Source organism: Geodermatophilus sp. URMC 64 (assembly GCF_053502555.1).
In genome coordinates, this window is sequence record NZ_CP199955.1 from 717460 (window position 1) to 740951 (window position 23492).

Annotated in this window: 24 protein-coding genes; 18 read left to right on the forward strand and 6 right to left on the reverse strand. The window is 75.0% G+C overall.

Translation table 11 applies throughout. The features are described 5' to 3' along the window. The first annotated feature begins 4 nt into the window (after nt 1-4). On the forward strand, nt 5-901 hold the full coding sequence (locus ACWIYF_RS03595) for a lysophospholipid acyltransferase family protein (protein WP_448626748.1): 897 nt from the start codon (nt 5-7) through the stop codon (nt 899-901). Between the two features lie 3 nt (nt 902-904). On the opposite strand, the gene ACWIYF_RS03600 is transcribed toward ACWIYF_RS03595, so the two are convergent. From ACWIYF_RS03600 to ACWIYF_RS03610, 3 genes are all read right to left on the reverse strand, one after another. Continuing rightward, complete coding sequence (locus ACWIYF_RS03600; RefSeq protein ID WP_448626749.1) at nt 905-1855, reverse strand: HAD family hydrolase; 951 nt, start codon at nt 1853-1855, stop codon at nt 905-907. An 84-nt stretch (nt 1856-1939) separates the two neighbouring features. Continuing rightward, entirely contained in the window at nt 1940-3079 is a 1140-nt protein-coding gene (locus ACWIYF_RS03605) for a DUF5667 domain-containing protein (protein WP_448626750.1), read from the reverse strand. Nucleotides 3080-3212: 133 nt separating this feature from the next. Next, entirely contained in the window at nt 3213-3920 is a 708-nt protein-coding gene (locus ACWIYF_RS03610) for a sigma-70 family RNA polymerase sigma factor (protein ID WP_448626751.1), read from the reverse strand. A 217-nt stretch (nt 3921-4137) separates the two neighbouring features. Here ACWIYF_RS03610 and ACWIYF_RS03615 point away from each other — a divergent pair, with 217 nt between their 5' ends. The 15 genes from ACWIYF_RS03615 to ACWIYF_RS03685 all read left to right on the forward strand — a co-directional run bounded on the left by ACWIYF_RS03615 (nt 4138) and on the right by ACWIYF_RS03685 (nt 18552). Continuing rightward, nucleotides 4138-5661, forward strand: coding sequence for an AMP-binding protein (locus ACWIYF_RS03615; protein WP_448626752.1), 1524 nt, complete (start codon nt 4138-4140; stop codon nt 5659-5661). Further along, nucleotides 5658-5906 (forward strand): glutaredoxin family protein, encoded by a 249-nt coding sequence (locus ACWIYF_RS03620; RefSeq protein ID WP_448626753.1) that lies wholly within the window; start codon nt 5658-5660, stop codon nt 5904-5906. Before ACWIYF_RS03615 ends, ACWIYF_RS03620 begins: the two co-directional genes overlap by 4 nt. Before the next feature lie 194 nt (nt 5907-6100). Then, nucleotides 6101-6763, forward strand: coding sequence for a redox-sensing transcriptional repressor Rex (locus ACWIYF_RS03625; protein WP_448626754.1), 663 nt, complete (start codon nt 6101-6103; stop codon nt 6761-6763). After that, nucleotides 6760-8124, forward strand: a complete 1365-nt coding sequence (locus ACWIYF_RS03630) for a glutamyl-tRNA reductase (RefSeq protein WP_448626755.1) — start codon at nt 6760-6762, stop codon at nt 8122-8124. Before ACWIYF_RS03625 ends, ACWIYF_RS03630 begins: the two co-directional genes overlap by 4 nt. After that, nucleotides 8121-9080 (forward strand): hydroxymethylbilane synthase, encoded by a 960-nt coding sequence (gene hemC / locus ACWIYF_RS03635; RefSeq protein ID WP_448626756.1) that lies wholly within the window; start codon nt 8121-8123, stop codon nt 9078-9080. The genes ACWIYF_RS03630 and hemC overlap by 4 nt, the downstream gene beginning before the upstream one ends. Before the next feature lie 44 nt (nt 9081-9124). Further along, nucleotides 9125-10666 carry a uroporphyrinogen-III synthase gene (locus tag ACWIYF_RS03640; RefSeq protein WP_448626757.1) on the forward strand — a complete coding sequence of 514 codons (1542 nt, stop codon included), beginning with the start codon at nt 9125-9127 and terminating at the stop codon, nt 10664-10666. Continuing rightward, nucleotides 10663-11640: a porphobilinogen synthase gene (hemB, locus tag ACWIYF_RS03645; protein WP_448626758.1), complete on the forward strand. Its 978-nt coding sequence runs from the start codon at nt 10663-10665 to the stop codon at nt 11638-11640. Before ACWIYF_RS03640 ends, hemB begins: the two co-directional genes overlap by 4 nt. Continuing rightward, on the forward strand, nt 11637-12170 hold the full coding sequence (locus ACWIYF_RS03650) for a hypothetical protein (protein ID WP_448626759.1): 534 nt from the start codon (nt 11637-11639) through the stop codon (nt 12168-12170). The genes hemB and ACWIYF_RS03650 overlap by 4 nt, the downstream gene beginning before the upstream one ends. Then, nucleotides 12167-13540 (forward strand): glutamate-1-semialdehyde 2,1-aminomutase, encoded by a 1374-nt coding sequence (hemL, locus tag ACWIYF_RS03655; RefSeq protein WP_448626760.1) that lies wholly within the window; start codon nt 12167-12169, stop codon nt 13538-13540. The genes ACWIYF_RS03650 and hemL overlap by 4 nt, the downstream gene beginning before the upstream one ends. Further along, nucleotides 13537-14175 (forward strand): histidine phosphatase family protein, encoded by a 639-nt coding sequence (locus tag ACWIYF_RS03660; RefSeq protein ID WP_448626761.1) that lies wholly within the window; start codon nt 13537-13539, stop codon nt 14173-14175. The genes hemL and ACWIYF_RS03660 overlap by 4 nt, the downstream gene beginning before the upstream one ends. Continuing rightward, nucleotides 14172-14744 (forward strand): TlpA family protein disulfide reductase, encoded by a 573-nt coding sequence (locus ACWIYF_RS03665; protein ID WP_448626762.1) that lies wholly within the window; start codon nt 14172-14174, stop codon nt 14742-14744. Before ACWIYF_RS03660 ends, ACWIYF_RS03665 begins: the two co-directional genes overlap by 4 nt. 1 nt (nt 14745) lies before the next feature. Then, complete coding sequence (locus tag ACWIYF_RS03670; protein ID WP_448626763.1) at nt 14746-15570, forward strand: cytochrome c biogenesis CcdA family protein; 825 nt, start codon at nt 14746-14748, stop codon at nt 15568-15570. Between the two features lie 73 nt (nt 15571-15643). Beyond that, the gene (gene resB, locus ACWIYF_RS03675; protein ID WP_448626764.1) at nt 15644-17248 is read left to right on the forward strand and encodes a cytochrome c biogenesis protein ResB; all 1605 of its coding nucleotides are present in this window, start codon (nt 15644-15646) and stop codon (nt 17246-17248) included. Further along, nucleotides 17245-18216, forward strand: a complete 972-nt coding sequence (ccsB, locus tag ACWIYF_RS03680; RefSeq protein WP_448626765.1) for a c-type cytochrome biogenesis protein CcsB — start codon at nt 17245-17247, stop codon at nt 18214-18216. The genes resB and ccsB overlap by 4 nt, the downstream gene beginning before the upstream one ends. Nucleotides 18217-18279: 63 nt before the next feature. Further along, a complete protein-coding gene (locus ACWIYF_RS03685; RefSeq protein WP_448626766.1) occupies nt 18280-18552 on the forward strand; it encodes a hypothetical protein in 273 nt (90 codons plus the stop codon). Here ACWIYF_RS03685 and ACWIYF_RS03690 read toward each other — a convergent pair whose 3' ends face one another. Next, complete coding sequence (locus tag ACWIYF_RS03690; RefSeq protein ID WP_448626767.1) at nt 18553-18774, reverse strand: hypothetical protein; 222 nt, start codon at nt 18772-18774, stop codon at nt 18553-18555. A 108-nt stretch (nt 18775-18882) separates the two neighbouring features. On the opposite strand from ACWIYF_RS03690, the gene ACWIYF_RS03695 reads away from it, so the two are divergent. Further along, on the forward strand, nt 18883-19311 hold the full coding sequence (locus ACWIYF_RS03695; protein WP_448626768.1) for an Lrp/AsnC family transcriptional regulator: 429 nt from the start codon (nt 18883-18885) through the stop codon (nt 19309-19311). Further along, nucleotides 19304-19639: a DUF4229 domain-containing protein gene (locus tag ACWIYF_RS03700; protein ID WP_448626769.1), complete on the forward strand. Its 336-nt coding sequence runs from the start codon at nt 19304-19306 to the stop codon at nt 19637-19639. The genes ACWIYF_RS03695 and ACWIYF_RS03700 overlap by 8 nt, the downstream gene beginning before the upstream one ends. Before the next feature lie 18 nt (nt 19640-19657). On the opposite strand, the gene ACWIYF_RS03705 is transcribed toward ACWIYF_RS03700, so the two are convergent. Both ACWIYF_RS03705 and ACWIYF_RS03710 read right to left on the reverse strand, forming a co-directional pair. Beyond that, on the reverse strand, nt 19658-20884 hold the full coding sequence (locus ACWIYF_RS03705; protein ID WP_448626770.1) for a DUF222 domain-containing protein: 1227 nt from the start codon (nt 20882-20884) through the stop codon (nt 19658-19660). Nucleotides 20885-21014: 130 nt separating this feature from the next. Continuing rightward, on the reverse strand, nt 21015-23489 hold the full coding sequence (locus ACWIYF_RS03710; RefSeq protein ID WP_448626771.1) for an aminotransferase class I/II-fold pyridoxal phosphate-dependent enzyme: 2475 nt from the start codon (nt 23487-23489) through the stop codon (nt 21015-21017). Nucleotides 23490-23492: the final 3 nt, after the last annotated feature.

The following is a 23492-nucleotide window of genomic DNA, read 5'->3' on the forward strand; positions in this document are numbered from 1 at the left end:
GCGCGTGATCCCACTCCGACCGGACGACGACGAGCCGCACACCCCGCCGCCGTCGTCGGCGCCGAGCTGGGAGGAGCAGATCGCCGGCGGCGTGGAGTTCCTCCGCCGGCGCCTGACCGGTGACTACGAGACCGATGAGTTCGGCTTCGACCCGGACCTGGCCGACCATGTCCTGCTGCCGCTGCTCCGGCCGTTGTTCAACAAGTGGTTCCGGGTGGAGACCCAGGGCCTCGAGCACGTGCCCTCCACCGGCGGCGCGCTGGTGGTGGCCAACCACTCGGGCACCCTGCCGGTCGACGCGCTGATGACCACGGTGGCGCTGCACGACGAGCACCCGGCCCAGCGGCGGCTGCGGCTGCTCGGCGCCGACTTGGTCTTCGAGCTGCCGTTCGTCGGCACGATGTCGCGCAAGATGGGCACGACGCTGGCCTGCAACGAGGACGCCGAACGGCTGCTCACCGAGGGCGAGCTCGTCGGCGTCTTCCCCGAGGGTTTCAAGGGCATCGGCAAGCCCTTCCGCGAGCGGTACACGCTGCAGCGGTTCGGCCGCGGCGGTTTCGTCACAGCGGCGCTGCGGACCGGCGTGCCGATCGTCCCGTGCGCGATCGTCGGGGCCGAGGAGATCTACCCGATGGTCGGCAACGCGAAGACGGCCGCCCGGCTGCTCGGCCTGCCGTACTTCCCGGTCACGCCGACGTTCCCGCTGCTCGGCCCGCTCGGGCTGGTGCCGCTGCCGTCGAAGTGGCTGATCGCCTTCGGCGAACCCATCGAGACGGCGTCCTACGGCCCCGCCGCCGCGGAGGACCCGATGCTGGTCTTCAACCTCACCGACCAGGTGCGCGAGACCATCCAGCACTCGATCTACCAGCTGCTCCTCCAGCGCAAATCTGTGTGGAGGTAGGGCTCACCGCCAGGGCAGCAGGCTGCGCTTCGGCGGGATGACCGGGATCGGCGGCGTGGTCTTGCGGCGGACGGCGATGGTCCCGCCCACGACCGCACCCGACAGCACCGCGGCGGCGACCGTCGGCACGCCAATCTTGGCCGCCTTGCGGCCGGTGCGGAAGTCGCGGATCGTCCAGCCCCGCGACCGCGCCACCGCCCGCAGCTCGGTGTCCGGGTTCACGGCGATCGCGGTGCCGCAGAGGCTGAGCATCGGCAGGTCGTTGGCCGAGTCGCTGTAGGCGGTGCAGCGGGACAGGTCCAGCCCCTCCCGCTCGGCGAGCGCGCGGACCGCCTCGGCCTTCGCCTCGCCGTGCATCAGCTCGCCCACGAGGCGGCCGGTGTACTCGCCGTCGACCACCTCGGCGACCGTGCCGAGCGCGCCGGTGAGCCCGAGCCGGTGGGCGATGATCCGGGCCAGCTCGACGGGGGTCGCGGTGACCAGCCACACCCGCTGCCCGGCGTCGAGGTGCTTCTGGGCCAGCTGGCGGGTGCCGCCCCAGATCCGGTCGGCCATCAGCTCGTCGTAGATCTCCTCGCCGTGCTGGACGATCTCGGCGACCTGCCGGCCCGCGACGAACGCCAGCGCGTTCTCGCGGATCGTGTGCATGTCGTCGGCGCTCTCGTTGCCCGCGATGCGGAACTTCGCCTGCTGCCACACGAACTGCACCAGGTCGCGGGTGGTGAAGTACTTGCGCGCCGCCAGGCCGCGGGCGAACCAGAACAGCGAGGCGCCCATCATCATCGTGTTGTCCACGTCGAAGAAGGCGGCCGCGGAAGGGTCCGGCGGCACGGCCTCCGGGACGGCGACCTCCGCGGCGGCGGCCGACGCCTCGCCGGCCACGTGCGCCCGCGTCTCGTGATCCAGCAGGCCCGGAGCCTGCGCCGACCGGCCGCGGAACGGCAGACGCGGCACGGACACCTCCCTGACTCTCTTTTCTCCCCCGGAAGGGCACGCCCGTTCGACCCTAACCGGCCGTCGGAACGCCCGTCCCCGAGGTCAGCAGAGGATCGGCGGCAGGCAGATCGGCAGCGGCGTGTCGAGGATCGCCGGTGGGCTGCTCGTGTTCGTGCCCGGGCTGGACCCGGTGCCGGTGTCCCCCGTGCCGGGCAGCGGCGGCAGCGGGAGGCCGGGGGTGGGCAGCGACGGGACCGACGGCACGGTCGCCTGCGGCACCGACGGCGCGCCGGTGCTCCCGCCGGACCCGCTCCCGGAGCCCCCGTCCGAGCCGCCGCCGGAACCGGCGGAGCTGTTCGCGGCGGTGCCGCCGCTCGGCGTCGCGGGGGCGCCCGGCGCCGGCTGCTCGCCGGAGGGCTCCGCGCCCTCCGGCGGGACCTCGCCCGGCACGGTGCCCGGCCCGCCGCCGGCGGTCGACGGCGAGGGCGCCTCCTCGTCGCACGCTGCGGGCAGCGGGCCGAGGGGATCGGTGCCCGCGACGGCCGGGCCAGCCGGGCAGCTCAGCGCCCCCTGCAGCTGTGTCGCCCGGGTGGTGACCGAGCCGAGCAGGTCGAGCGAGGTGTTCAGGGCCTCGCGGGCGCCCTCGGGCACCTCGGGCGCGAGCGCCGAGAGGCCGGCGGACTGCCCGTCCGCCCAGGTGAGCAGGTCCTTCAGCGGGGCATCGCTGTCCGTCTCGGCCGCGCGGGTGGTCAGCCAGGCCGCGCCCTCCGTGGTCTGCGCGTCCATGGTCCGCAGCGTGTCGACGACCAGTTGCGGCGAGGCCTGGGCGAGCAGCGTGTCGAGCTCGTGCAGCCGGGTCGAGGCGAAGTCGAGCAGCGTCCGGCCGCGCGTCGCGTCTCCGGCCAGGGCCAGCTGGGTCTGCTCGGTGCCCCGCTTGAGGCCGTAGAGCGGATCGCCGGGCTGGGCGCCGGTGGACACGGCGACCAGGCCGGCCAGCGCGGTCACCGCCACGGCGGCCCCGGCGAGGCCCGCGGTCAGCCGGCCGCGCCACCGGGCGGCGGCGGTCTCGTAGGACCGGGACGGCGAGAACCGGCGGCGCGCCTCCGGCTCGGGTGTGCGCACGGCGGCCATCGCCACCAGCCGCGCGCGCGTCATCGCCCGGAACTCCGGGTCCGGCTCCCCGTCCAGGGCCCGGCCGAGGTCGCGCAGCCGGGTGACCAGGGCCTCCTCGCGCTCGCCCACGGCGGGACGGCGGCCCGAGGCCGCCGACCTGGCGTTGTGAGCGTTCACAAGAGTCTCCCGGTTCGAATGGCGCCGTCCAGGGTGCCCAACGACGGGACGGTGCGGGGCGTTACGGGGCCGCGGCGGAGTTCTGTCACAGCAGCCCCTCCGGCAACAGCGCGGCCAGCCGTCGGACGGCCCGGTGCTGCAGCGCCTTGATGGCGCCGTCCTTCTTCCCCATGATCGCCGCGGTCTCGGCGACCGAGAGCCCGTGCAGGAAGCGCAGCACGATGCACTCCTGCTGCTCGCTGTTCAGCTGCTGCACGCAGGCGAGCAACTGCTCGTTGGTCAGGTGCGCCACGACGGCGTCCTCCGGGCCGTCGGTGGCGCGGTCGGCGTCGCGCATGTCCGCCGTCGTGACCTCCAGCCGGAACCGGCTGCTCTTCACGTGGTCGCGGATGATGTTGCGGGCGATCGTGATCAGCCACGCGCCGACGTCGCGGCCCTGGAAGGACAGCGAGTCGATCCGCCGGAGGGCGCGCACGAAGGTCTCGCTGGTGACGTCCTCGGCCAGCGTCCGGTCGCCGACCCGGTGGTAGACGTACCGGTGGATCATCGTCACGTAGTGGTCGTAGAGCCGGCCGAACGCCTCCGCGTCGCCGTCCTGGGCCGCGCGCACCAGCGCCCAGACGTCGGTCTGCTCCGCGCCGGCGTCGGCCGGTGCGGCGAGCTCCTCGGCCGCGGGACGCTCCCCGTCGCCCGTCCGCGGGAACGGCGTGGGCCGCGGCCGCGGGATGGGCGACGGCCGCGGATGCGGGGACGGCGGCGCGACCGCGTCCGCTCTCGGCCGGGGGGACGGCATGCGGGCGTTCGACCTCCTCGTCGGCCCGCCGAGCCGACTCCGGCTCCTCCCGTCGGGCCGCACCGGGACGGCGCGGCGCGCATGCTGCGGGGCAAGCCCCATGGTGACAACATCGCTGCAGTCCGTCCACGCCACCCCGACGGGAGCGCTCCTCCGTCCCCCGGCGGGGTGGCCGCTCCACCGCAGCCGACCACACCTGGCGACCAAGGAGATGTCCGTGTCCGACGGCACGTCGCTGTCCGCGCTGGTCCGGGCGGCGGCCCGGCAGCGCCCCGAGGCGCCGGCGGTCGTCGCCGGTGACCGGCGGCTGAGCTGGGGAGAGCTCGACGCCGAGATCGACCGGACGGCGGCCGGCTATGCCGCCCGCGGACTGGCGCCGGGGGAGCGGGTGGCCGTGCAGCTGCCCAACGGCGTGCCGTGGCTGTGCGCGGCGATCGGCGCGCTGAGGGCCGGGCTGGTCGTCGTCCCCGTCAACACCGCCTACACCGACCCGGAGCTCGAGTACGTGCTGGGCGACTCGGGGGCGAGCCTGCTCGTCGTGCGGGGCGAGCGGACCCCGGTCGCCGGTGTCCCCCTGTGCGACGGCCCGCCGGCCGCCGAGGGGCCGCCGCCGGAGGTCGCCGAGGATCCGCAGGCGCTGTCCTTCCTCGCCTACACGAGCGGGACCACCGGGCGCCCGCGCGGCGCGATGCTTCCCGCGGCCGCGCTGCGCGCCAACCAGGAGCAGTGCCTGGCCATGACACCGCCGCCGGTGCGGCCCGACGACCGGGTGCTGCTGGTCCTGCCGCTGTTCCACGTCTACGGCCTCAACGCCGGCTTCGGGCTGGTCGCGGCCACCGGCGCCTGCGCGGTGCTGCAGGAGGGCTTCGACCCCCGCGCGTCGCTCGCGCTGATGGAGCGCGAGCAGATCACCACCGTGCCGGGCGCCCCGCCCCTGTACCAGGCGTGGCTGGCGGTCGCCGACGCCGCCGGCAGCGACGCCGGCCTGCGCCGCGCCTTCGCCGCGGTCCGGCTGGCGACCTCGGGTGCGGCCCCGCTGCCGGCCGAGGTCTGGACGGCGATGCGTGAGCGGGCCGCGGTCACCGTCTGGGAGGGCTACGGGCTCACCGAGGCCAGCCCGGTCGTCGCCAGCACCCTGGCCACGGGCCGCGCCAAGCCGAACTGCATCGGCGGGCCGTTGCCGGGCATCGAGCTCGAGCTGCGCGACACCGCGGAATCGGCCGGCGACGCCGAACCGGGCGAGGACGACGAGGGCCCGGGGGAGATCGTCGTGCGCGGGGCGAACCTGTTCGCCGGCTACTGGCCCGACGGCGCCGACGGTCCGGACGCCGACGGCTGGCTGGCCACCGGCGACCTCGCCTACCGCGACGACGACGGCGACCTGCACCTGGTGGACCGGCGCAGCGACCTCGTGCTGGTCAGCGGCTTCAACGTCTACCCCGCCGAGGTGGAGCGCGTCCTCGAGGCCCACCCCGCGGTCGCCGAGAGCGCGGTCATCGGCGTGCCCGATCCGCGCACCGGCTCGGCGGTCCGCGCCGTCGTCGTCCTCGAGCCGGGGCAGAAGGTGACCGCCGACGAGCTGACCGGGCACGCCGCCGCCTCGCTGGCGCGCTACAAGGTGCCGACGTCGGTCTACTTCCTCCCCGCGCTGCCGCACTCGCTGACCGGCAAGGTCAGCCGCGCCCGGCTGCGCGAGCTCGGACTCAGCGACGCCGACGCCGAGGACGGGGGCGCGGCGTGACGCCGCGGCTGCAGCTGCTCACCCGCGAGGGCTGCCACCTCTGCGAGGAAGCGGCCACCACGCTGGCGCAGCTCGCCGCGGAGGCCGGGCTCGAGGCGCCGGCGTCGGTCGACGTCGACGCCGACCCCGAACTGCAGGCCGAGTACGGCGACCGCGTCCCGGTGGTGCTGCTCGACGGCCGCGAGCACAGCTACTTCACGGTGGACGTGCCCCGCCTGCGCAGGGACCTCGGTCTCGGCCCCTGAGGGGCGTGTGGCAGGGTGGTCCTCACCACAGTGCCACCCGTCCGTGGCCGGTCAGCGGGCCGCGGGGCGCTCGCGACTTTGTTCCCGCGTTCACAAGCGGTTACCGTGGCGGACGCCGGGCGGCATCCCGCCCGGGTTCCCCGAATGTCGCACGCGGCACCAGCCGCCCGCGACCGCTGTGGAGTGGCAGGCCCGTGACGAACCCCCGGCCCCGGACGATCCCGGAGGCCACCGTCGCCCGGCTCGCCGTGTACCTCCGGGTTCTCACCGGGCTGGCCGACGGCGGGCGGAGCACCGTCTCCTCCGGCGAGCTGGCGTCCGCCGCGGGCGTCAACCCCGCCGGGCTGCGCAAGGACCTCTCCCACCTCGGGCCGTGCGGCGTGCGCGGCGTGGGCTACGAGGTGCGCACCCTCCGCGACCGCATCGCCCGCGTGCTGGGCGCCGAGCGGTCGCGCGCCTGCGTGCTGGTCGGCATCGGCAACCTCGGCGCGGCGCTGGCCGACTACGCCGGATTCGGCGGCCGCGGCTTCGAGTTCGTCGGCCTGTTCGACGCCGCGCCGTCCCGCGTCGGCCAGCGGATCGGCGGCTCGACGGTGCGCCCGGTCGAGGAGCTCGAGGACGTCGTCGCCGCGACCCAGGCCTCCATCGGGGTCATCACGACACCGGCCGAGGTGGCGCAGTCGGTCTGCGACCGGCTCGCCGCGGCCGGGGTGAGGAGCATCTTGAACTTCGCGCCGGTCACGCTCTCCGCCCCGCCCGGGGTCGACATCCGCCAGGTCGACCTCTCCGTCGAGCTGCAGGTGCTGGCCTTCCTCGGCCAGCAGCGGGTGGTCCCGGCCGTGGGAGGCATGGCATGAGCCTGCTCGCCGTGGGCGTGAGCCACCAGACCGCCCCCGTGGCGCTGCTCGAGCGGTTCGCGATGGGTGCCGACGACACCGCGAAGGCCCTGCACGAGCTGGTCGAGAGCGACCACGTGAGCGAGGCCCTGGTGCTGGCCACCTGCAACCGGGTCGAGGTCTTCGCCGAGGTGGAGAAGTTCCACGGCGGCGTCGCCGACGTCAGCCGGATCCTCGCCCGCCAGGTCGGCGGGACGGTGGAGGAGCTCTCCCCGTACGTCACGGTCCACTACGAGGACCAGGCCGTCGCGCACCTGTTCACCGTCGCCGCGGGCCTGGACTCGATGGTCGTCGGCGAGACGCAGGTGCTCGGGCAGCTGCGCGCCGCGTACGCGCTGGCCCAGGACGAGGGCACGGTGGGCCGGGCCCTGCACCCGATCGCCCAGCGGGCGCTGCGCGTCGGCAAGCGCGTGCACGCCGAGACCGGCATCGACCGCGCCGGCGCCTCGCTGGTCTCCGCGGCGCTCGACCGGGCCGAGGCCCGGCTGGGCAGCCTGACCGACCGGTCGGTCCTCGTCGTCGGGGCCGGCTCGATGGGCGCGCTCGCCGCGACCACGCTGGACCGCCGCGGCGCCGCGGTGACGGTCAGCAGCCGCACCGCCGCGCACGCCGCCCGGCTGGCCGAGACCGTCGAGGGCCGCGCAGCCGACCTCGCCGAACTGCCCCGGGAGCTGGCCGCCGCCGACGTGCTCCTCACCTGCACCGGCGCCAGCGGCATCGTCGTGAGCACCGAGGTCGTGGCGGCCGCGATGCGGTCCCGGGACGTCGCCGACCGGCAGCTGGTCGTCGTCGACCTCGCCCTGCCGCGGGATGTCGACCCCGGCGTCGCCGCCCTGCCCGGCGTGCACGTCGTGGACCTCGCGCTGCTGCAGGGCGAGCGCCAGGCCGGCGGGCCGATCGCCGGGTCCGTGGCCGCCGACGACGTCGCCGCCGCCCGCGACCTCATCGACACCGAGCTGTCGCTGCTGCGCGCCGAGCGGCAGGCGGCCGCCGTCGCGCCGGCGATCTCGGCGCTGCGCAGCCAGGCCGCCGAGGTGGTCGACGCCGAGCTGCTGCGGCTGGCCGGCCGGGTGCCCGACCTCGACGCGCGCGCCCGGGCGGAGGTCGCGCGCACGGTGCGCCGCGTCGTCGACAAGCTGCTGCACGAGCCCACCGTCCGGGTCAAGGAGCTGGCCAGCGTCCCGGGCGGCACCGACTACGCCCACGCGCTGCGCGCGCTGTTCGGCCTGGGCATCGACGCCGAGGTGGAGGCCGAGCACGCCACGCTCGCCGAGGCCGTGACCGTCGACCCCGAGGACCTGCGCCCCGGCGGCGTCTCATGACCGCTCTGCAGACCCCACGCGCCACCGCCACCCTGCGGCTGGGCACCCGGCGCAGCGCGCTGGCCCTCACCCAGTCGCAGTGGGTCGCCGACGCGATCACCGCGGCCACCGGCACCCAGGTCGAGCTGGTGCACATCGTCACGGAGGGCGACCGGTCCTCGGCCGCGATCGCCCAGCTCGGCGGCACCGGCGTCTTCGTCGCGGCCATCCGCCGGGCCCTGCTCGAGGGCACCGTCGACCTCGCCGTGCACAGCTACAAGGACCTGCCGACCAAGCCGGAGCCGGGGCTGACCCTGGCCGCCGTCCCGCTGCGGGAGGACCCGCGCGACGCGCTGGTCGCCCGCGACGGGCTGACCCTCGGCGAGCTGCCGCCGGGCGCGAAGGTCGGCACCGGCGCCCCGCGCCGGGTCGCCCAGCTGCGCGCGCTCGGCCTCGGGCTGGACGTCGTCCCGATCCGGGGCAACGTCGACACCCGGATGGGCAGGGTGGCCCCGGGCGATCTCGACGCCGTCGTCCTCGCCCGGGCCGGGCTGACCCGCCTGGGCCGGCTGGACGCCGTCACCGAGACGCTGGACCCGCTGCAGGTGCTCCCCGCTCCCGCGCAGGGCGCGCTGGCGGTGGAGTGCCGGGCCGACGACGAGCGCACCCGCGAGCTGCTCGCCCCGCTCGACGACGCGGGCACCCGCGCCTGCGTGCTCGCCGAGCGCAGCGCGCTGGCCGCGCTGGAGGCCGGCTGCAGCGCGCCGGTCGCCGCCTACGCCGAGATCGCCGAGGGCGAGACCGGCCCCGAACTGTTCCTCCGCGCCTCGGTGACGGCCCTGGACGGCAGCGACGCCGTCCGGGACTCGATCACCGGCCCGCTCGGCGACGCCGCGGCCCTCGGCCGCGCGCTCGCCGCCGAGCTGCTCGACCGCGGTGCCGCCGAGCTGATGGCGGCCCCCGCAACCACCCCCTGACCCCGCACACGCCCTGTCCCCAGGGCCAGAACCAGGAGCACCTGATGACCCGCAAGACCGCCGGCGCGCCGGCCGGCAAGGTCGTCTTCGTCGGCGCCGGTCCCGGCGACCCCGGGATGCTGACCGCCCGCGCGAGCGAGGCGCTGGCGTCGGCCGGCGTCGTCCTCGTCGACCCGGAGGTGTCGGTCGCCGTCCAGGACGTCGTCCGCGAGACCTCCCCGGCCGCCGAGCTGACCCCCGCCGCCGGAGAGCCGGCCGAGGTGGCCAAGGCCGCGGTGGCCGCGGCCAAGAACGGCGCGGTCGTCGTCCGGCTGGTCGCCGGCGACCCGTTCACCTCGGAGGCCGTCGTCAAGGAGGTGCTCGCCGTCGGCCGCACCTCCGTCGCCTTCGACGTGGTGCCCGGCGTGGCCACCGCCACGGCGGTGCCGGCCTTCGCCGGCGTCGCCCTGGGCGGGACGGCGCTGACCGCCGACCTCTGCGGCGGCGTCGACCTCGGCGCGCTGGCCGGGGCGGCCGGTGCCACCGGCGGCACGATCGTGCTGCAGGGCACCGCCGAGCAGCTGCCCGAGGCGGCGGCCCGGCTGGTCGAGGGCGGCCTGTCCGGCAGCACCTCCGTGGTCGTGACCACCGGCGGCTCGGGCACCGGCCAGAAGAGCGTCGTCGCCAAGCTGGCGGCGGTCGCCGAGAAGACGGCCGGGATCGAGTCCTTCACCGGCGCCGTCGTCGCCACCGTCGGCGCGGCCGTCGACAAGCGCGGCAAGCTCTCCTGGTGGGAGAGCCGGCCGCTGTTCGGCTGGCGGGTGCTGGTGCCGCGCACCAAGGACCAGGCCGGCGAGATGAGCGAGCGGCTGCGGGCCTACGGCGCGGTGCCGGTCGAGGTGCCGACGATCGCCGTCGAGCCGCCACGCAGCCCCGCGCAGATGGACCGTGCGATCAAGGGCCTGGTCACCGGCCGGTACGGCTGGATCGTCTTCACCTCGGTGAACGCGGTGAAGGCCGTGCGCGAGAAGTTCGCCGACCTCGGCCTCGACGCCCGCGCGTTCGCCGGTGTCAAGGTCGCCTGCGTGGGGGAGTCGACCGCCGACGCCGTCCGCGCGTTCGGCATCGTGCCGGAGCTGGTGCCCAGCGGTCAGCAGTCCAGCGAGGGCCTGCTGGCCGACTTCCCGCCGTACGACGACGTGTTCGACCCGATCAACCGGGTGCTGCTGCCGCGGGCCGACATCGCCACCGAGACCCTGTCCGCCGGCCTGGTCGAGCGCGGCTGGGAGGTCGACGACGTGACCGCCTACCGGACCGTCCGGGCGGCGCCGCCGCCCGCGCCGGTGCGCGAGGCGATCAAGGGCGGCGGCTTCGACGCGGTGTGCTTCACCTCGTCGAGCACGGTGCGCAACCTGGTCGGCATCGCCGGCAAGCCGCACGCCAAGACCGTCGTCGCGGTGATCGGCCCGGCGACCGCGGCCACCGCGCAGGAGTTCGGCCTGCGGGTCGACGTCCAGCCGGAGACCGCCGCCGTGGCGCCGCTCGTCGACGCGCTGGCGGAGTTCGCCGCCGCGCGCCGGGCCGAGGAGGAAGGCGGCTCGAAGTGACGGCCGGGTTCGCGCGCGGGCGCCGGCTGCGGTCGACGCCCGCGTTGCGGCGGCTGACCGCGCAGACCCGCCTGGCGCCGGCCGACTTCGTGCTGCCGGTCTTCGTCAAGCAGGGCATCGACGCCCCGGTGCCGATCTCCTCGATGCCGGGCGTCGTCCAGCACACGCTGGACTCGCTGCGCAAGGCCGCGCACGAGGCGGCCGAGGCCGGGATCGGCGGGCTGATCCTCTTCGGCATCCCGTCGGAGAAGGACCCGGTCGGCTCGCAGGCCGACGCCGCCGACGGCATCGTCAACGTGGCGCTGCAGCAGCTCAGGAGCGACCTGGGTGACGAGCTGGTGCTCATCGCCGACCTGTGCCTGTGCGAGTACACCTCGCACGGGCACTGCGGAGTGGTCACGCCCGCCGGCGTCGTCGACAACGACCCGACGCTGGACCGCTACGCAGCCGTGGCGATCGCCCAGGCCCAGGCCGGCGCCCACGTCATCGCACCCAGCGGGATGATGGACGGCCAGGTCGCGGCGATCCGCCGGGCCCTGGACGGGGCCGCGTACACGGAGACGCCGATCCTGGCCTACGCGGCCAAGTACGCGTCGGGGTTCTACGGGCCGTTCCGCGAGGCCGCCGAGGGGGCGCCGAAGTTCGGCGACCGCTCGACGTACCAGATGGACCCGCCCAACGCCGACGAGGCGCTGCGCGAGGTGCGGCAGGACCTCGCCGAGGGCGCCGACGCGGTCATGGTCAAGCCCGCGCTGCCCTACCTGGACATCGTCGCGCGCGTCGCCGACGCCGTGGACGTGCCGGTCAGCGCCTACCAGGTGAGCGGCGAGTTCGCGATGGTCGAGGCGGCCGCGGCCAACGGCTGGGTGGACCGGCGGCGGGCGATCCTGGAGACGCTCACCGCCATCCGCCGCGCCGGCGCCGGCACCGTGCTGACCTACTGGGCGGTGGAGGCCGCCCGCTGGTTGCGGTGACCGGGCGGGCGGGGGACGGCTACGTCGAGCCCGGCGGGTCGTGGCGGCCGTTCTGGCTGGTCGCGGCGTTCCTCGCCGCGCTGATCGTCGCCGACGTCGTCCTGCCCGGCCCCGACGTGCCGGCGGTCGTCTGGGTGCTCGCGGTCGTGGCGGTGCTGGGCGTCGTCGCGGCCGGCGTCCTCTCGGCCCGCCGGGTGTGGACCGTGCGCGTCGACGCCGACGGCCCGGACGCCGCGCTCTCGGTCGGCCGGGAGCGGGTGCCGCTCGCCGACGTCGACGCCCGCCACCTGCGCGCCGTCCGGGACGGCGAGGCGGGGGTGGACGCCGGCGCGGCCGTGCTCGGCGGCGGCTGGTCGCTGCCGAAGGGCCGGACGGGGCTGCCGCTCAGGCTGGCCGGGGGACGGACCGTGCTGGTCCCGACCCGGGACCCGGCCGCGCTGACCACCGCCCTGCTCACCGCCGTCACCCATCCACCCAGGAGCCATCCCTTCGACGGCTCCTCAGGTTCGCAAGGGACACTGGGCACGTGACCTCGCTGGACACCCCCCGCTACGCCTACGAGGCCCCGGTCTCGGCCGACCTGTTCGCCCGTGGCCAGGAGGTCACACCCGGCGGGGTGAACAGCCCGGTGCGGGCGTTCCGCGCCGTCGGCGGGACCCCGCGGTTCATGGTCTCGGCCGCGGGGAGCTACCTCACCGACGCCGACGGCCGCCGCTACGTGGACCTGGTCAGCTCCTGGGGGCCGATGCTCCTCGGCCACGCGCACCCGGCCGTCGTCGAGGCCGTGACCGCCGCCGCGCGGCGCGGGCTGTCCTTCGGCGCGCCCACCGAGGGTGAGCTGGAACTGGCCGAGGAGATCCGGCGGCGGATGCCCCCGGCGCAGCGGGTCCGGCTGGTCAACTCCGGCACCGAGGCCGTCCTCTCGGCGATCCGGCTGGCCCGCGGCGCCACCGGCCGGCCGCTGGTCGTGAAGTTCGCCGGGCACTACCACGGCCACGTCGACGCCCTGCTCGCCTCGGCCGGCTCCGGCGTCGCCACCCTCGGGCTGCCCGACACCCCGGGCGTCACCACCGGCGCGGCCGCCGACACCGTCGTCCTGCCCTACAACGACGTCGCCGCCGTCGAGCGCGTGTTCGCCGAGCGGGGTGCCGACATCGCGTGCGTCATCGCCGAGGCGGCCGCCGGCAACATGGGCGTCGTCCCGCCGCTGGAGGGATTCAACGCCGAGCTGCGGCGGATCACCGCCGCGCACGGCGCGCTGCTGGTCCTCGACGAGGTCATGACCGGCTTCCGCGTCTCCCCCTCCGGCTGGTACGGCCTGGACCCGGTCGAGGCCGACCTGTTCACCTTCGGCAAGGTCATGGGCGGCGGGCTGCCGGCCGCGGCCTTCGGCGGCCGCGCGGATCTGATGGACCAGCTGGCCCCGGTCGGGCCGGTCTACCAGGCCGGCACGCTGTCGGGGAACCCGGTGGCGGTCGCCGCGGGCCTGACCACGCTGCGGCACTGCACCGACGAGGTCTACGCGCGCTGCGACGAGGTCGCCGCCGTGCTGCGCGGCGCGGCGAGCGCGGCGCTGTTCGCCGCCGGCGTCCCGCACCGGGTGCAGCAGGCCGGCAACATGTTCTCGATCTTCTTCGTGCCCGACGAGCGGCGGGTGCGCGACTACGACGACGCGCGCAGCCAGGACGTCGCCCGCTACACCGCCTTCTTCCACGAGATGCTCGCGCGCGGGGTCTACCTGCCGCCGTCGGCGTTCGAGGCGTGGTTCGTCAACGTCACGCTGCAGGGCGAGGCGCTCGACCGGGTGCTCGACGCGCTGCCCGCGGCCGCCCGCGCCGCCGCCGCGGTGTCCGGGGACGGCCCGGCGCCCGCCCCCGACGCGGCGGAGGCCACCCCGTGACGCAGGAGACGACCGTCGTCCATCTGATGCGGCACGGCGAGGTCTTCAACCCGCGGAAGATCCTCTACGGCCGGCTGCCCGGCTTCCGGCTCTCCGACGCCGGCGAGGCGATGGCCGAGAAGGCCGCGCAGTGGTTCCTCGACAAGGACGTCACCCACCTGGTCGCGAGCCCGCTGGAGCGCGCGCAGCAGACCGCGGCACCGATCGCCGAGGAGCTGGGCCTGGAGATCGCGACCGACGAGCGGCTGATCGAGGCGGGCAACGCCTTCGAGGGCACGCACTTCGGCGTGGGGGACGGCGCCCTGCGGCGGCCGGCCAACTGGTGGAAGCTGCGCAACCCGTTCCGCCCCTCCTGGGGCGAGCCCTACGTGGAGATCGCCACTCGGATGCTGGCCGCCGCCGAGGCGGCCCGGGACGCCGCGCGCGGGCACGCCGCGGTCTGCGTCAGCCACCAGCTGCCGATCTGGACGCTGCGGCTGCACCTGGAGGGACGGCGCTACGTGCACGATCCGCGGCACCGGCAGTGCGGGCTGGCCAGCGTCACGTCGCTGACCTACGTCGGGGACCGCTTCGTCGGCCTGGACTACGCGGAGCCCGCCGGCGCGACCGATCCCGACGCGGTACCCGGGGCATGAAGCGGCTCCTGATCGCGCTGGCCGGGGCGGCGCTGCTGGCCACCGGCTGCTCGACCGGCTCCGACGCCGTCGACGTCAACAACGGCGGTGAGTTCCGGTTCGTCGCCGGCACCCCGGCCGGGGAGGTGATCCTCGACGCCGAGCGCGCGAGCGCGCCGGAGTTCTCCGGCGAGCTGCTCGACGGCAGCGAGTACTCGTCCGCCGAGCTCGCCGGCGAGGTCGCGGTGATCAACTTCTGGGGCTCGTGGTGCCCGCCCTGCCGGGTGGAGTCGCCGCAGTTCCAGGAGGTCTACACCGAGGTCCGGGCCGACGGCGTGCAGTTCCTCGGCATCAACGTCAAGGACGAGCGGCAGCTGGCCGAGGCCTTCCTGCAGAGCAAGGGGATCACCTTCCCGTCGCTCTACGACCCGCGCGGCGAGGTGGCGCTGGCCTTCCGGGACTACCCGGCCAACGCGATCCCGTCCACCATCGTGCTCGACCGCGAGGGGCGGGTGGCCGCGGTCTACACCGCCGCGGTGCAGCCGGACGACCTGCGCTCGGTCCTCACCCGCGTCGTCGAGGAGGGCTGAGGTGGGGGAGACCTTCAGCGGCCTGGTCACCGACGGGCCCCTGCTCGTCGCCGCCGCGGTCGCGGCGCTCGTCGGGCTGGTCAGCTTCGCCTCGCCCTGCGTCCTGCCGCTCGTCCCCGGCTACCTGTCCTACGTCACCGGCCTGGTCGGCACGGGTGCGCGGACGACGGCGGTGGCCCCCGCGGGCGGGTCCGGGACGACGGCGACCGCGGTGCGCACCGGGACCGACGAGCGCTCCCCGCGCGGGCGCATGGTCGTCGGCGCCCTCCTGTTCGTCCTCGGCTTCACCCTGGTCTTCGTGGCGTTCGGCGCCGCGTTCGGTGGCCTGGGCCGGCTGCTGCTGCAGTGGTCCGACGTCCTCAACCGGGTGTTCGGCGTCGTCACGATCGTGATGGGGCTGGCCTTCCTCGGCCGGCTGCCGTTCCTGCAGCGCACCGCGCGGCTCTCCGCCCGACCGGTGGCGGGGCTGGCGGGGGCGCCGCTGCTCGGCGTCGTCTTCGGCCTCGGCTGGACCCCCTGCCTGGGGCCGACGCTGGCCGCGGTCAACTCGCTGGCCTACGCCGAGGCGACCGCCGGCCGCGGCGCCGTCCTCGGGGTCGCGTACTGCCTGGGGCTGGGCATCCCGTTCGTGCTGGTGGCCCTCGGGGCGCGCTGGGCGCTCGGTGCGACGTCGTTCCTGCGCCGGCACGCCCGCACGGTGACCCGGGTCGGCGGCGTCGTCCTGGTCGTCGTGGGCTTGCTGCTGGTGACCGGCGCGTGGACCGAGCTCATGCAGTGGCTGCGGGCGTGGATCGCGGCCAGCGGGTTCGGGGAGTCGTCGTTGTGAGCGAGCGTGCGAGCTCACCGATGAGCACAGCACGGTCCGGCACGGACGCGACGAGCGCCAGCGAGGAGTGGTCGTGACGGTTCTCGATCCGCCGCGGACCGCGCCGGTCCCGCCGTCCCTGCCGCCGGTGCACCGCCGGCTCACCGGCGCCCTGCTGCGCTGGTGGCGGCGGCTGACCGCGATGCGGACGGCGATCATCCTGCTGTTCCTGCTGGCGGTGGCCGCGATCCCGGGCTCGCTGCTGCCGCAGCGCTCGCTGTCGCAGAACGCCGTCTCGCAGTACTTCACCGACCACCCGACGCTCGCGCCGCTGCTGGACCGGCTGTACCTGTTCGACGTCTTCAGCTCCCCGTGGTTCGCCGCGGTGTACCTGCTGCTGTTCGTCTCGCTGATCGGCTGCGTGCTGCCCCGTGCGGTCGAGCACGCCCGGTCGCTGCGGGCGGTGCCGCCGCCGGCGCCGCGGCACCTGCTGCGGCTGCCCGACTCGGCGAGCGTGCCGACGTCGCTTCCCGAGGCCGGGGCGCTCGACGTCGTGGAGGAGGAGCTGCGGGTCCGCCGGTTCCGCGTCGTCCGGCGGGACGGCGCGCACGGCCCGGAGCTGTCGGCCGAGAAGGGCCTGCTCAAGGAGACCGGGAACCTGCTGTTCCACCTCTCGCTCGTGGCGATGCTGCTCGGCCTGGCCGGCGGCAAGCTGTGGGGCTACGAGGGCAGCATCCTGGTCACCGAGGGTCAGGGCTTCTGCAACTCCTTCCAGCAGTACGACACCTACTCGGCGGGACCGCTGGTCGAGGGCAGCGATCTCACGCCGCTCTGCGTCGATCTGCAGAACTTCGAGGCCCGGTACGAGGAGGACCTGACCGCCGCCTCGTTCACCGCGGACATCTCCTACGGCCCCCCTGGGGAGGACGGCCGGGCGACGACCATCGGCGTCAACGACCCCCTGCGGGTGGACGGCGACCGCGTCTACGTGACCGGCCACGGGTTCAGCCCGACCTTCACCGTCACGCTGCCCGACGGGACGGCGTTCACCGACCTCGCCGTGCCGTTCCTGCCCTCGGAGACCGCGACGATGTCCAGCCAGGGCGCGCTCAAGCTGCCCGACCTGCCGGGGCAGGACGACCAGCTGGCGCTCGAGGGCTTCTTCGCGCCGACCGGCGTGGTCCAGGGCGGGATCCTCACCTCGATCGACCCGCGGCCGCTGGCGCCGCAGGTGGCGATCGTGGCCTACCGCGGCTACCTCGGCCTGGACTCGGGGTTGCCGCAGTCGGTGTACTCGCTCGACGCCACGCAGATCGACCGCGGCCGGCTGCAGCAGGTCGGTGAGGCGAACCTCGCGCCGGGGGAGTCGCTGACCCTCGACGACGGCACGACGATCACCTTCACCGGGGTGAAGGAGTTCGCGGCCCTGCAGCTCTCGCACGACCCCGGGCAGGTGTGGGTGCTCGTCGCGGCCGTCGCGATGCTCGCCGGCCTGCTGGGCATGCTGCTGGTCCGCCGGGAGCGCTTCTTCGCCCGGGTGGCGGCCGCCCCCGACGGCGGCGGTACCGTGCTGTCGCTGGCCTCGCTGACCCGGGGTGGCGGCGACTCGGGCCCGCGGTTCGCCGCGCTGACCGACGATCTGCGGGCGGCACTCGACGCCCGCTCAGCAGCACCCGGACCGGAGGCATCCCGAGCGTGAGACCTGACCCGACGCTGGCCGCCCTGTCGGACACGTTCTTCACGATCAGCGTGGCGCTGTACTCCCTCGCCGTCGTGGCGTTCTGCGCGCAGCTGGCGTTCGGTCGGCGCCCGGCCCGGACGCGCGAGCTGGTGGGCGCCGGTGCGCCGTCCGGGCCGGCGTCGTCCGCCGACGCCGCGGCCGAGCCGACCGCCGGCCGGCGCTGGGGGGCGCTCGCCATGGTGCTCACCGTGCTCGGCGTCCTCACCCACGCGGCGATCCTGGTGACCCGCGGGCTGGCCGCCGACCGGCTGCCCTGGGGCAACATGTACGAGTTCGCCACCGCCGTGGTGCTCGTCGCCGTCGTCGCCTACGTCGTGCTGGCGGTGCGCGCGCCGGCGCTGCGGCACATCGGGGTGTTCGTCACCGGCCCGGTCGTGCTGGCGATGGTGCTGATCGGGCTGTTCCTCTACGCGGAGACCGCGCCGCTGGTGGCCGCGCTGCGGTCCTACTGGCTGGCCATCCACGTGACGACGGCGATCCTCGGCTTCGGCATCTTCTTCGTCAGCGGCATCGCCAGCGTCCTGTACCTGCTGCGCTCGCGGCAGGAGGCGAAGGTCGCGGCAGGCGAGGCGCCGGCGGGTTCCGGGCTGCGGGTCGTCGAGCGGCTGCCCTCGGCCGCCGCGCTGGACCGGGTCGCGCACCGCACCGCCGTCTTCGGGTTCCCGATCTGGACGTTCGCCGTCATCGCGGGCGCGATCTGGGCGGAGAGCGCGTGGGGGCGGTTCTGGGGCTGGGATCCCAAGGAGACGTGGGCCTTCATCGCGTGGGTGGTCTACGCCGCGTACCTGCACGCCCGCACCACCGCGGGCTGGCGGGGCCGGGCGGCCGCGTGGGTCAACGTCGTCGGCCTGGCCGTGATGATCTTCAACCTGCTGTACGTCAACATGGTGTCGACCGGGCTGCACAGCTACGCCGGGCTGGACTGACCTGCGAGGCGCGCCGGGCCGGGGATCGTGACGAAAGCCGGGCCTGCGTGCTTCCATGCCCCCATGGGTAGGCACACCGCCGCGGACGGGACGTCCGTGCACCCCCTCGTCGCCGAGGGGCTGTCCCGCCGTACCACCGGGACGGCGTCGCACTCCACCGCCGAGCCCGAGCCGCAGCGGGAGAGCGAGGTCGGGTGGCCCGCGCCCCCGAACAGGGGCCGCCGTCTCGGCTGGCCGGGCGATCTGCCGGCCGACGGCGAGGCGGCATCCGAGGAGCCCGCCCCACCGGCCCGGCGCGGCTGGCGCCGGCTGTTCGGGGCGAGGTCCGCGGCCTGATCAGACGGTCGGGCCGTCGCCCCGGCTGCGCCGGCGGTCGAGCTCGCGCAGGAAGTCAGGATCGTCATCCGGTGCGATGGGACGGCGCGGGCGCTGGGGAGGACGCATGCGCGGCGGCCGCGGAGCGGACACGCTCCCACCGTTGCCCGCTGCGGACGCGGCACGCATGAGCAGAACCACCACGCCGACCGCGACCAGAAGAACCACCAGGAACACCGGCACCGGTACACCCCCCTCGTCGGCTCCCAATGTACGTCCGCGTGAATACTCGGCGTCGGGCAGCCACCAACGCTGTGCCGCACCCGCAGGACGGAGACCGCCATCGACGCCGTGGACCGGCAGCTGATCGATCTGCTGCGCGCCAACGGCCGGGCGAGCTATGCCGAGCTCGCCCGTCAGGTCGGTCTGTCCTCCCCGGCCGTGCACGAGCGCGTCGGCAAGCTGGAGGCCGCCGGGGTGATCACCGGATACCGGGCGCTCGTCGACCCCGCGGCCATCGGCCTCGACGTCACCGCCCTGATCGGGGTCATCGAGAGCGACTCGGTCGACGACACCGGCCTCGAGGAGGCGCTGCGCGCCATGCCGCAGGTCGAGGACTGCTGGCGGGTCGCCGGCAGCGAGGGCTACGTGCTCAAGGTGCGGGTTCCCGACATCCCTGCACTGGAGGCCACGATCAGCGCGTTGAACCGGATCCGGGGCGTCGCCCGCACCCGGACCACGGTGGTGTTGTCGACGAAGTGGGAGGGACGGCATGGCTGAGACGGCGCCGACGACCCCTGCCGGTCCCGACGGCGGACCCGCGACACCGCCGCGGGTCGCACCCTGGTTGCTGCTCTACACCTTCGGCCGGCTGCTCATCGCCGTCGCCCTCGTGGCCCTGCTCTGGTTAGCCGGGCTCGGTAGCTACGCAGGTTTGCTCTTCGGCGTGCTCCTGTCCATGCCGGTGAGCTACCTGGCGCTGCGGCCGGTGCGTGAGCGGCTCACCGAGGCGCTCGCCGCGCGCAGCGTCGCCCGGCGCGCGGCCAAGGAGGACCTGCGCGCCCGCCTGAGCGGCAGCGAGAGCGAGGAGACGGGCTCACCGGCCTGACCGGCTGATCCCGGCCGGTCAGCCGGCGCGGGCCAGCTCCGCTTCGGCGGCGGGTGGCCGGATCACCAGGATCTCGCTGCCGTCGGGGCGGTAGGTGTGCCATCGGCCGGCGGTATCTCGTTCGATGCGGAAGCCGTGGTGGACCTGGGTGTGGTGCCGTTCGCACAGCAGGCCGGAGTTCTCCGGGTTGGTCTGGCCGCCGAAGAGCCAGTGGATGACGTGATGAACCTCGCACCAGTGGTGCGGGGCGTCACAGCCGGCGAACACACAGTGACCGTCGCGGGCCTCGACGGCCCTGCGCAGCCAGGGCGGAACCAGGCGCATCGTGCGGCCGAGGTCGAGGGGCTGTCCCTCGGGGCCGAGGACGATGCGGGTGAGCTCGGCGTCGCAGGCCGCCCAGCGGGCCCGGGCGGCGGACAGGATCCCGCCGAAGCCGAGCTGCCCGCTGGCCGGTCCGGTGGAGGGGTCGAGCAGGTCCTCCAGGTCGACGCGGACGGCGACGTGCGGCTTGACGGTGCGCAGCAGCGGCAGGGTGCCGCAGCCGAGATGGAGGTCGGCGAGCTGCACGAGGGCGTCGGCCTGCTGCTGGGCGTGCGAGCGCTGGTCGCCGGCGGGCCGGTGGGCCTGGCGGAGCGATTCCAGCGCGGCCTGCACCTTCTCCCCGCCGACGGCGTCGAGGTGCCCGCGGAAGGACACCGACCCGTCGGTGTGCTTGGCGACGGACAGGAACCGTTCCTCCGTCGGATCCGGCTCCAGGCCGTCGGCGTCGAGCCGGTCCAGGAAGGTGTGCACCAGCCGGGCAAGTTCGTCGTGCCGCCGGGTGGCGGCGAACCTGGTCAGCACCTGGTCGATGCCGGCGAGGTCGCCGCCCTGCTCGGCCAGCAGCCGCTGGTAGCGGGGTGCGGTGATCCGCCCGATCACCGCCACCTGATCGCCGGTCACCGCACCCGAGGCGTGCGCGGCGGCCAGCGTCGGGAGCTGGTCGAGGGCACGCCCGTTGCGCACCAGCTGCGAGGCCGCGCCGGCAGACAGCCGGGTGTGCCCGCGCAGCCACGACTGCGGCGAGTTCGTCCCGTCGTGCGCGAAGGCCTGCTGGCACTCGGCCTGCCGCACGGTGCGGGCCAGCTCGGCGTCGATCCGGTTGCGCGCGGCGACCAGTGCGCGGGTGCGGTCGAGCAGCGCCGGGCCCCGGCCGTGGAGCTCCTCGGCCGCGAGCGCGTCCATCTGCGACATGAACGCGTCCACGGTCACCTCCCGAGCAACTCGATCACTTGTTCGAACCATACCGCCGAGGAGGTGTCGCCGCGACCTGAATCCCCAGGCCAGCGGCCCGTCCACAGATCCGAGCCCCCGCTTGACGAGGATGCAGGCCGCCCTACCGGGCGCCGACGGTCTCGCTCATCCGGGCCAGCACGTCGGCGTTGAAGGTGTCGGTGGCCTGCACGTAGACCCAGCGCTTCTCGGCCTGTGCGCCGAAGCGGGCCTTGTGGAGGTCCGCGCTCATCCCGTACAGGATCCGCGGCGCACCGTGCCGCTGGGCGCTGCGCAGGGACTGGAACAGCAGCTGCTGGTAGCTGTTGTGGGTCGGCACGTAGGAGTAGTCCAGCCCCACGAACAGCGGCGCGACGTGGCCGTCGTCCCCGCCGAAGACGTGCTGGGCGGCGAATGCCACCGGACCGGCCGCCTGGTCGGGCAGGTGCAGGAGGACGACCTCCCACCCCGGCGACTCCAGGACGGCGTCGATCAGCCGCCGCGGCAGCGGGAAGACGTTGAGCTCGAGGGACCGGGCGTGGACGTTGCGGTACATCCGGTACAGCTCGTCCCGCGTGGCCTCGTCGACGCTCCGCGCCTCGGGGCTGCCGCCGGTGACCACCTGGACCCGGTAGGACGGCTCGAAGGCCAGCACGCGCGTCCGCTGGTGGTAGCGGTGCTTGCGGGTCAGCCTGCGCAGGAAGCCCTCGTCGTCGGCGAAGTCGACCTCGCGCACCCAGGTGTTCCAGACCGGCAGCCGCAGCAGCCCCTCGCCCAGCAGGAACGCGTGCAGCTCGTCGTCCCCGTCGGGGAGGTCGCGCAGCACGACGGCGGAGGCGCCGGCGAGGTCCTCCTCGCGGCGCGCGGCGGACAGGATCATCCGCAGTGCGCCCTGCCAGTCGCGGGTGCGGTCGAGGTAGAGGTGGTCGCCCTCGGTGAGCAGCGATCCCATCCCGAAGACGGTCGAGGTCAGGTGATAGCTGTCGGCGTTCTCCGACCGCCGCCGCTCCACCTCGCGCGAGACCGCCGCCGGGGAGAGCATGTCGTCCTTCCACAGCGCGGTCGTGAAGAACGTCGCGGCCACGGGTACCCCCGCCGCGTCGCGGACGACCAGGTAGTGGAAGTCCCACGCGTCCTCGGTCTGGCCCGCGCCGCCCGTGCCGCCGATGTCGAAGACCGACTCGTAGGTCCGCAGCGCGGCGGCGTCGAACGCGCCGCGGCCGCCCAGGAGCCGGTCCCACTCGGCGGTGTCGAGGTCGGCGACGGAGCGGTGGTGCTCCAGCCGGAGCGCCGGCTGCGGAACGGGTTCGGCAGCGGCGCCGAGCACGTGCCGGCCCCGCAGCTGGCGGGAGAACGCGCGGTGCAGGTCGGCCACGGAGGCTCCCTCGTCGGAGATCGCCGCGGGGAGATGCTCGGCCAGGGCGGCCACCACCCCGGCGACGTCGTCCACGGTGTGGTGGGCGGTGATGGTCAGCCGGGCGCCGCTGCGCTTGGCCGGGACGGCGGGGAACGACGCCGTGTTCACGTGGAAGCCCGCCGACCGCAGCCGCTCGACCAGCCGGTAGGCCACCGCCGACACCCCGGCGCCCACGCAGCGGATCGGCGTCTCGGACTCCGAGACCACCGGCAGGCCGGCTTCGGCGGCGAGCGAGTTGAACAGCCGGATCCGGTCGAGCAGCAGCGCTTGCCGCTCGTCGATCTCCGGGGTCAGGTGCAGCCGTGCGGAGGCGAGGATCGCGCCCAGCATCGGCGGCTGGACGGGGCCGGAGAAGATCAGCGGCCCGCCGACGCGCAGGACCCGCCCCCGCGTCGCCTCGTCGGGGAAGGTGATCGCCCCGCCCGCCGCGGCGAACGACTTGTTCAGCGAGGCGGCGACGACGGTGCGCGCCAGCGTGTCCGGCGCGAGGTGCTCCAGGGCATGTCCGCGGCCGTGCCGCCCTGTCCAGGAGACCGCGTGCGCGTCGTCGACGTAGAGCCACAGGTTCTCGTGCCGGGCGGCCAGCTCGTCGAGCTCGCGCGTGGGCAGCAGGTCGGCGTACATCGAGTACAGGCCGTCGGCGGCGTACCAGACCCGCCGGTGCGTGCGGCGGTAGCCCTCGAGCCGCTTCTCCAGCGTGCGCAGGTCGCCGTGCGGGATCAGCTCCACCCGGGCGCCGCCGGCCTGGACCAGCTTCGCGGCGGTCTGCACGGAGTTGTGCACCTGGTGGTCGAGGAGCAGGACGTCGCGGCTGCCGATCAGCGTCGGCATGGCGGCGAGGTGCCCCATCGTGGTGGACGGCGTGACGATCGTGCCCCGCCCGAACAGCCGGGACAGCGTCTCCTCGACCGCTCGGTACAGCGGTGCCGAGGCGTAGACCCGTGAGGACGAGAACTGCGTTCCGAAGCGCTCCACCGCCTCGTGCACGCCCGCCTTGAGCGCGGGATGCGTCTCCAGCCCCAGGTAGGAGCAGGAGCCGAAGTTCACCATCCGCCGGCCGTCGATGGTGACGTGCCGACCGTCGAGTGCGGCGTCCTCCACGTCGTTGTGCAGCAGTCCCCGCCGCACGCCGTCCGACACGACCTCGTCGACCGCGTCCAGAACCTGTTCCGCAGTGGCCACGAC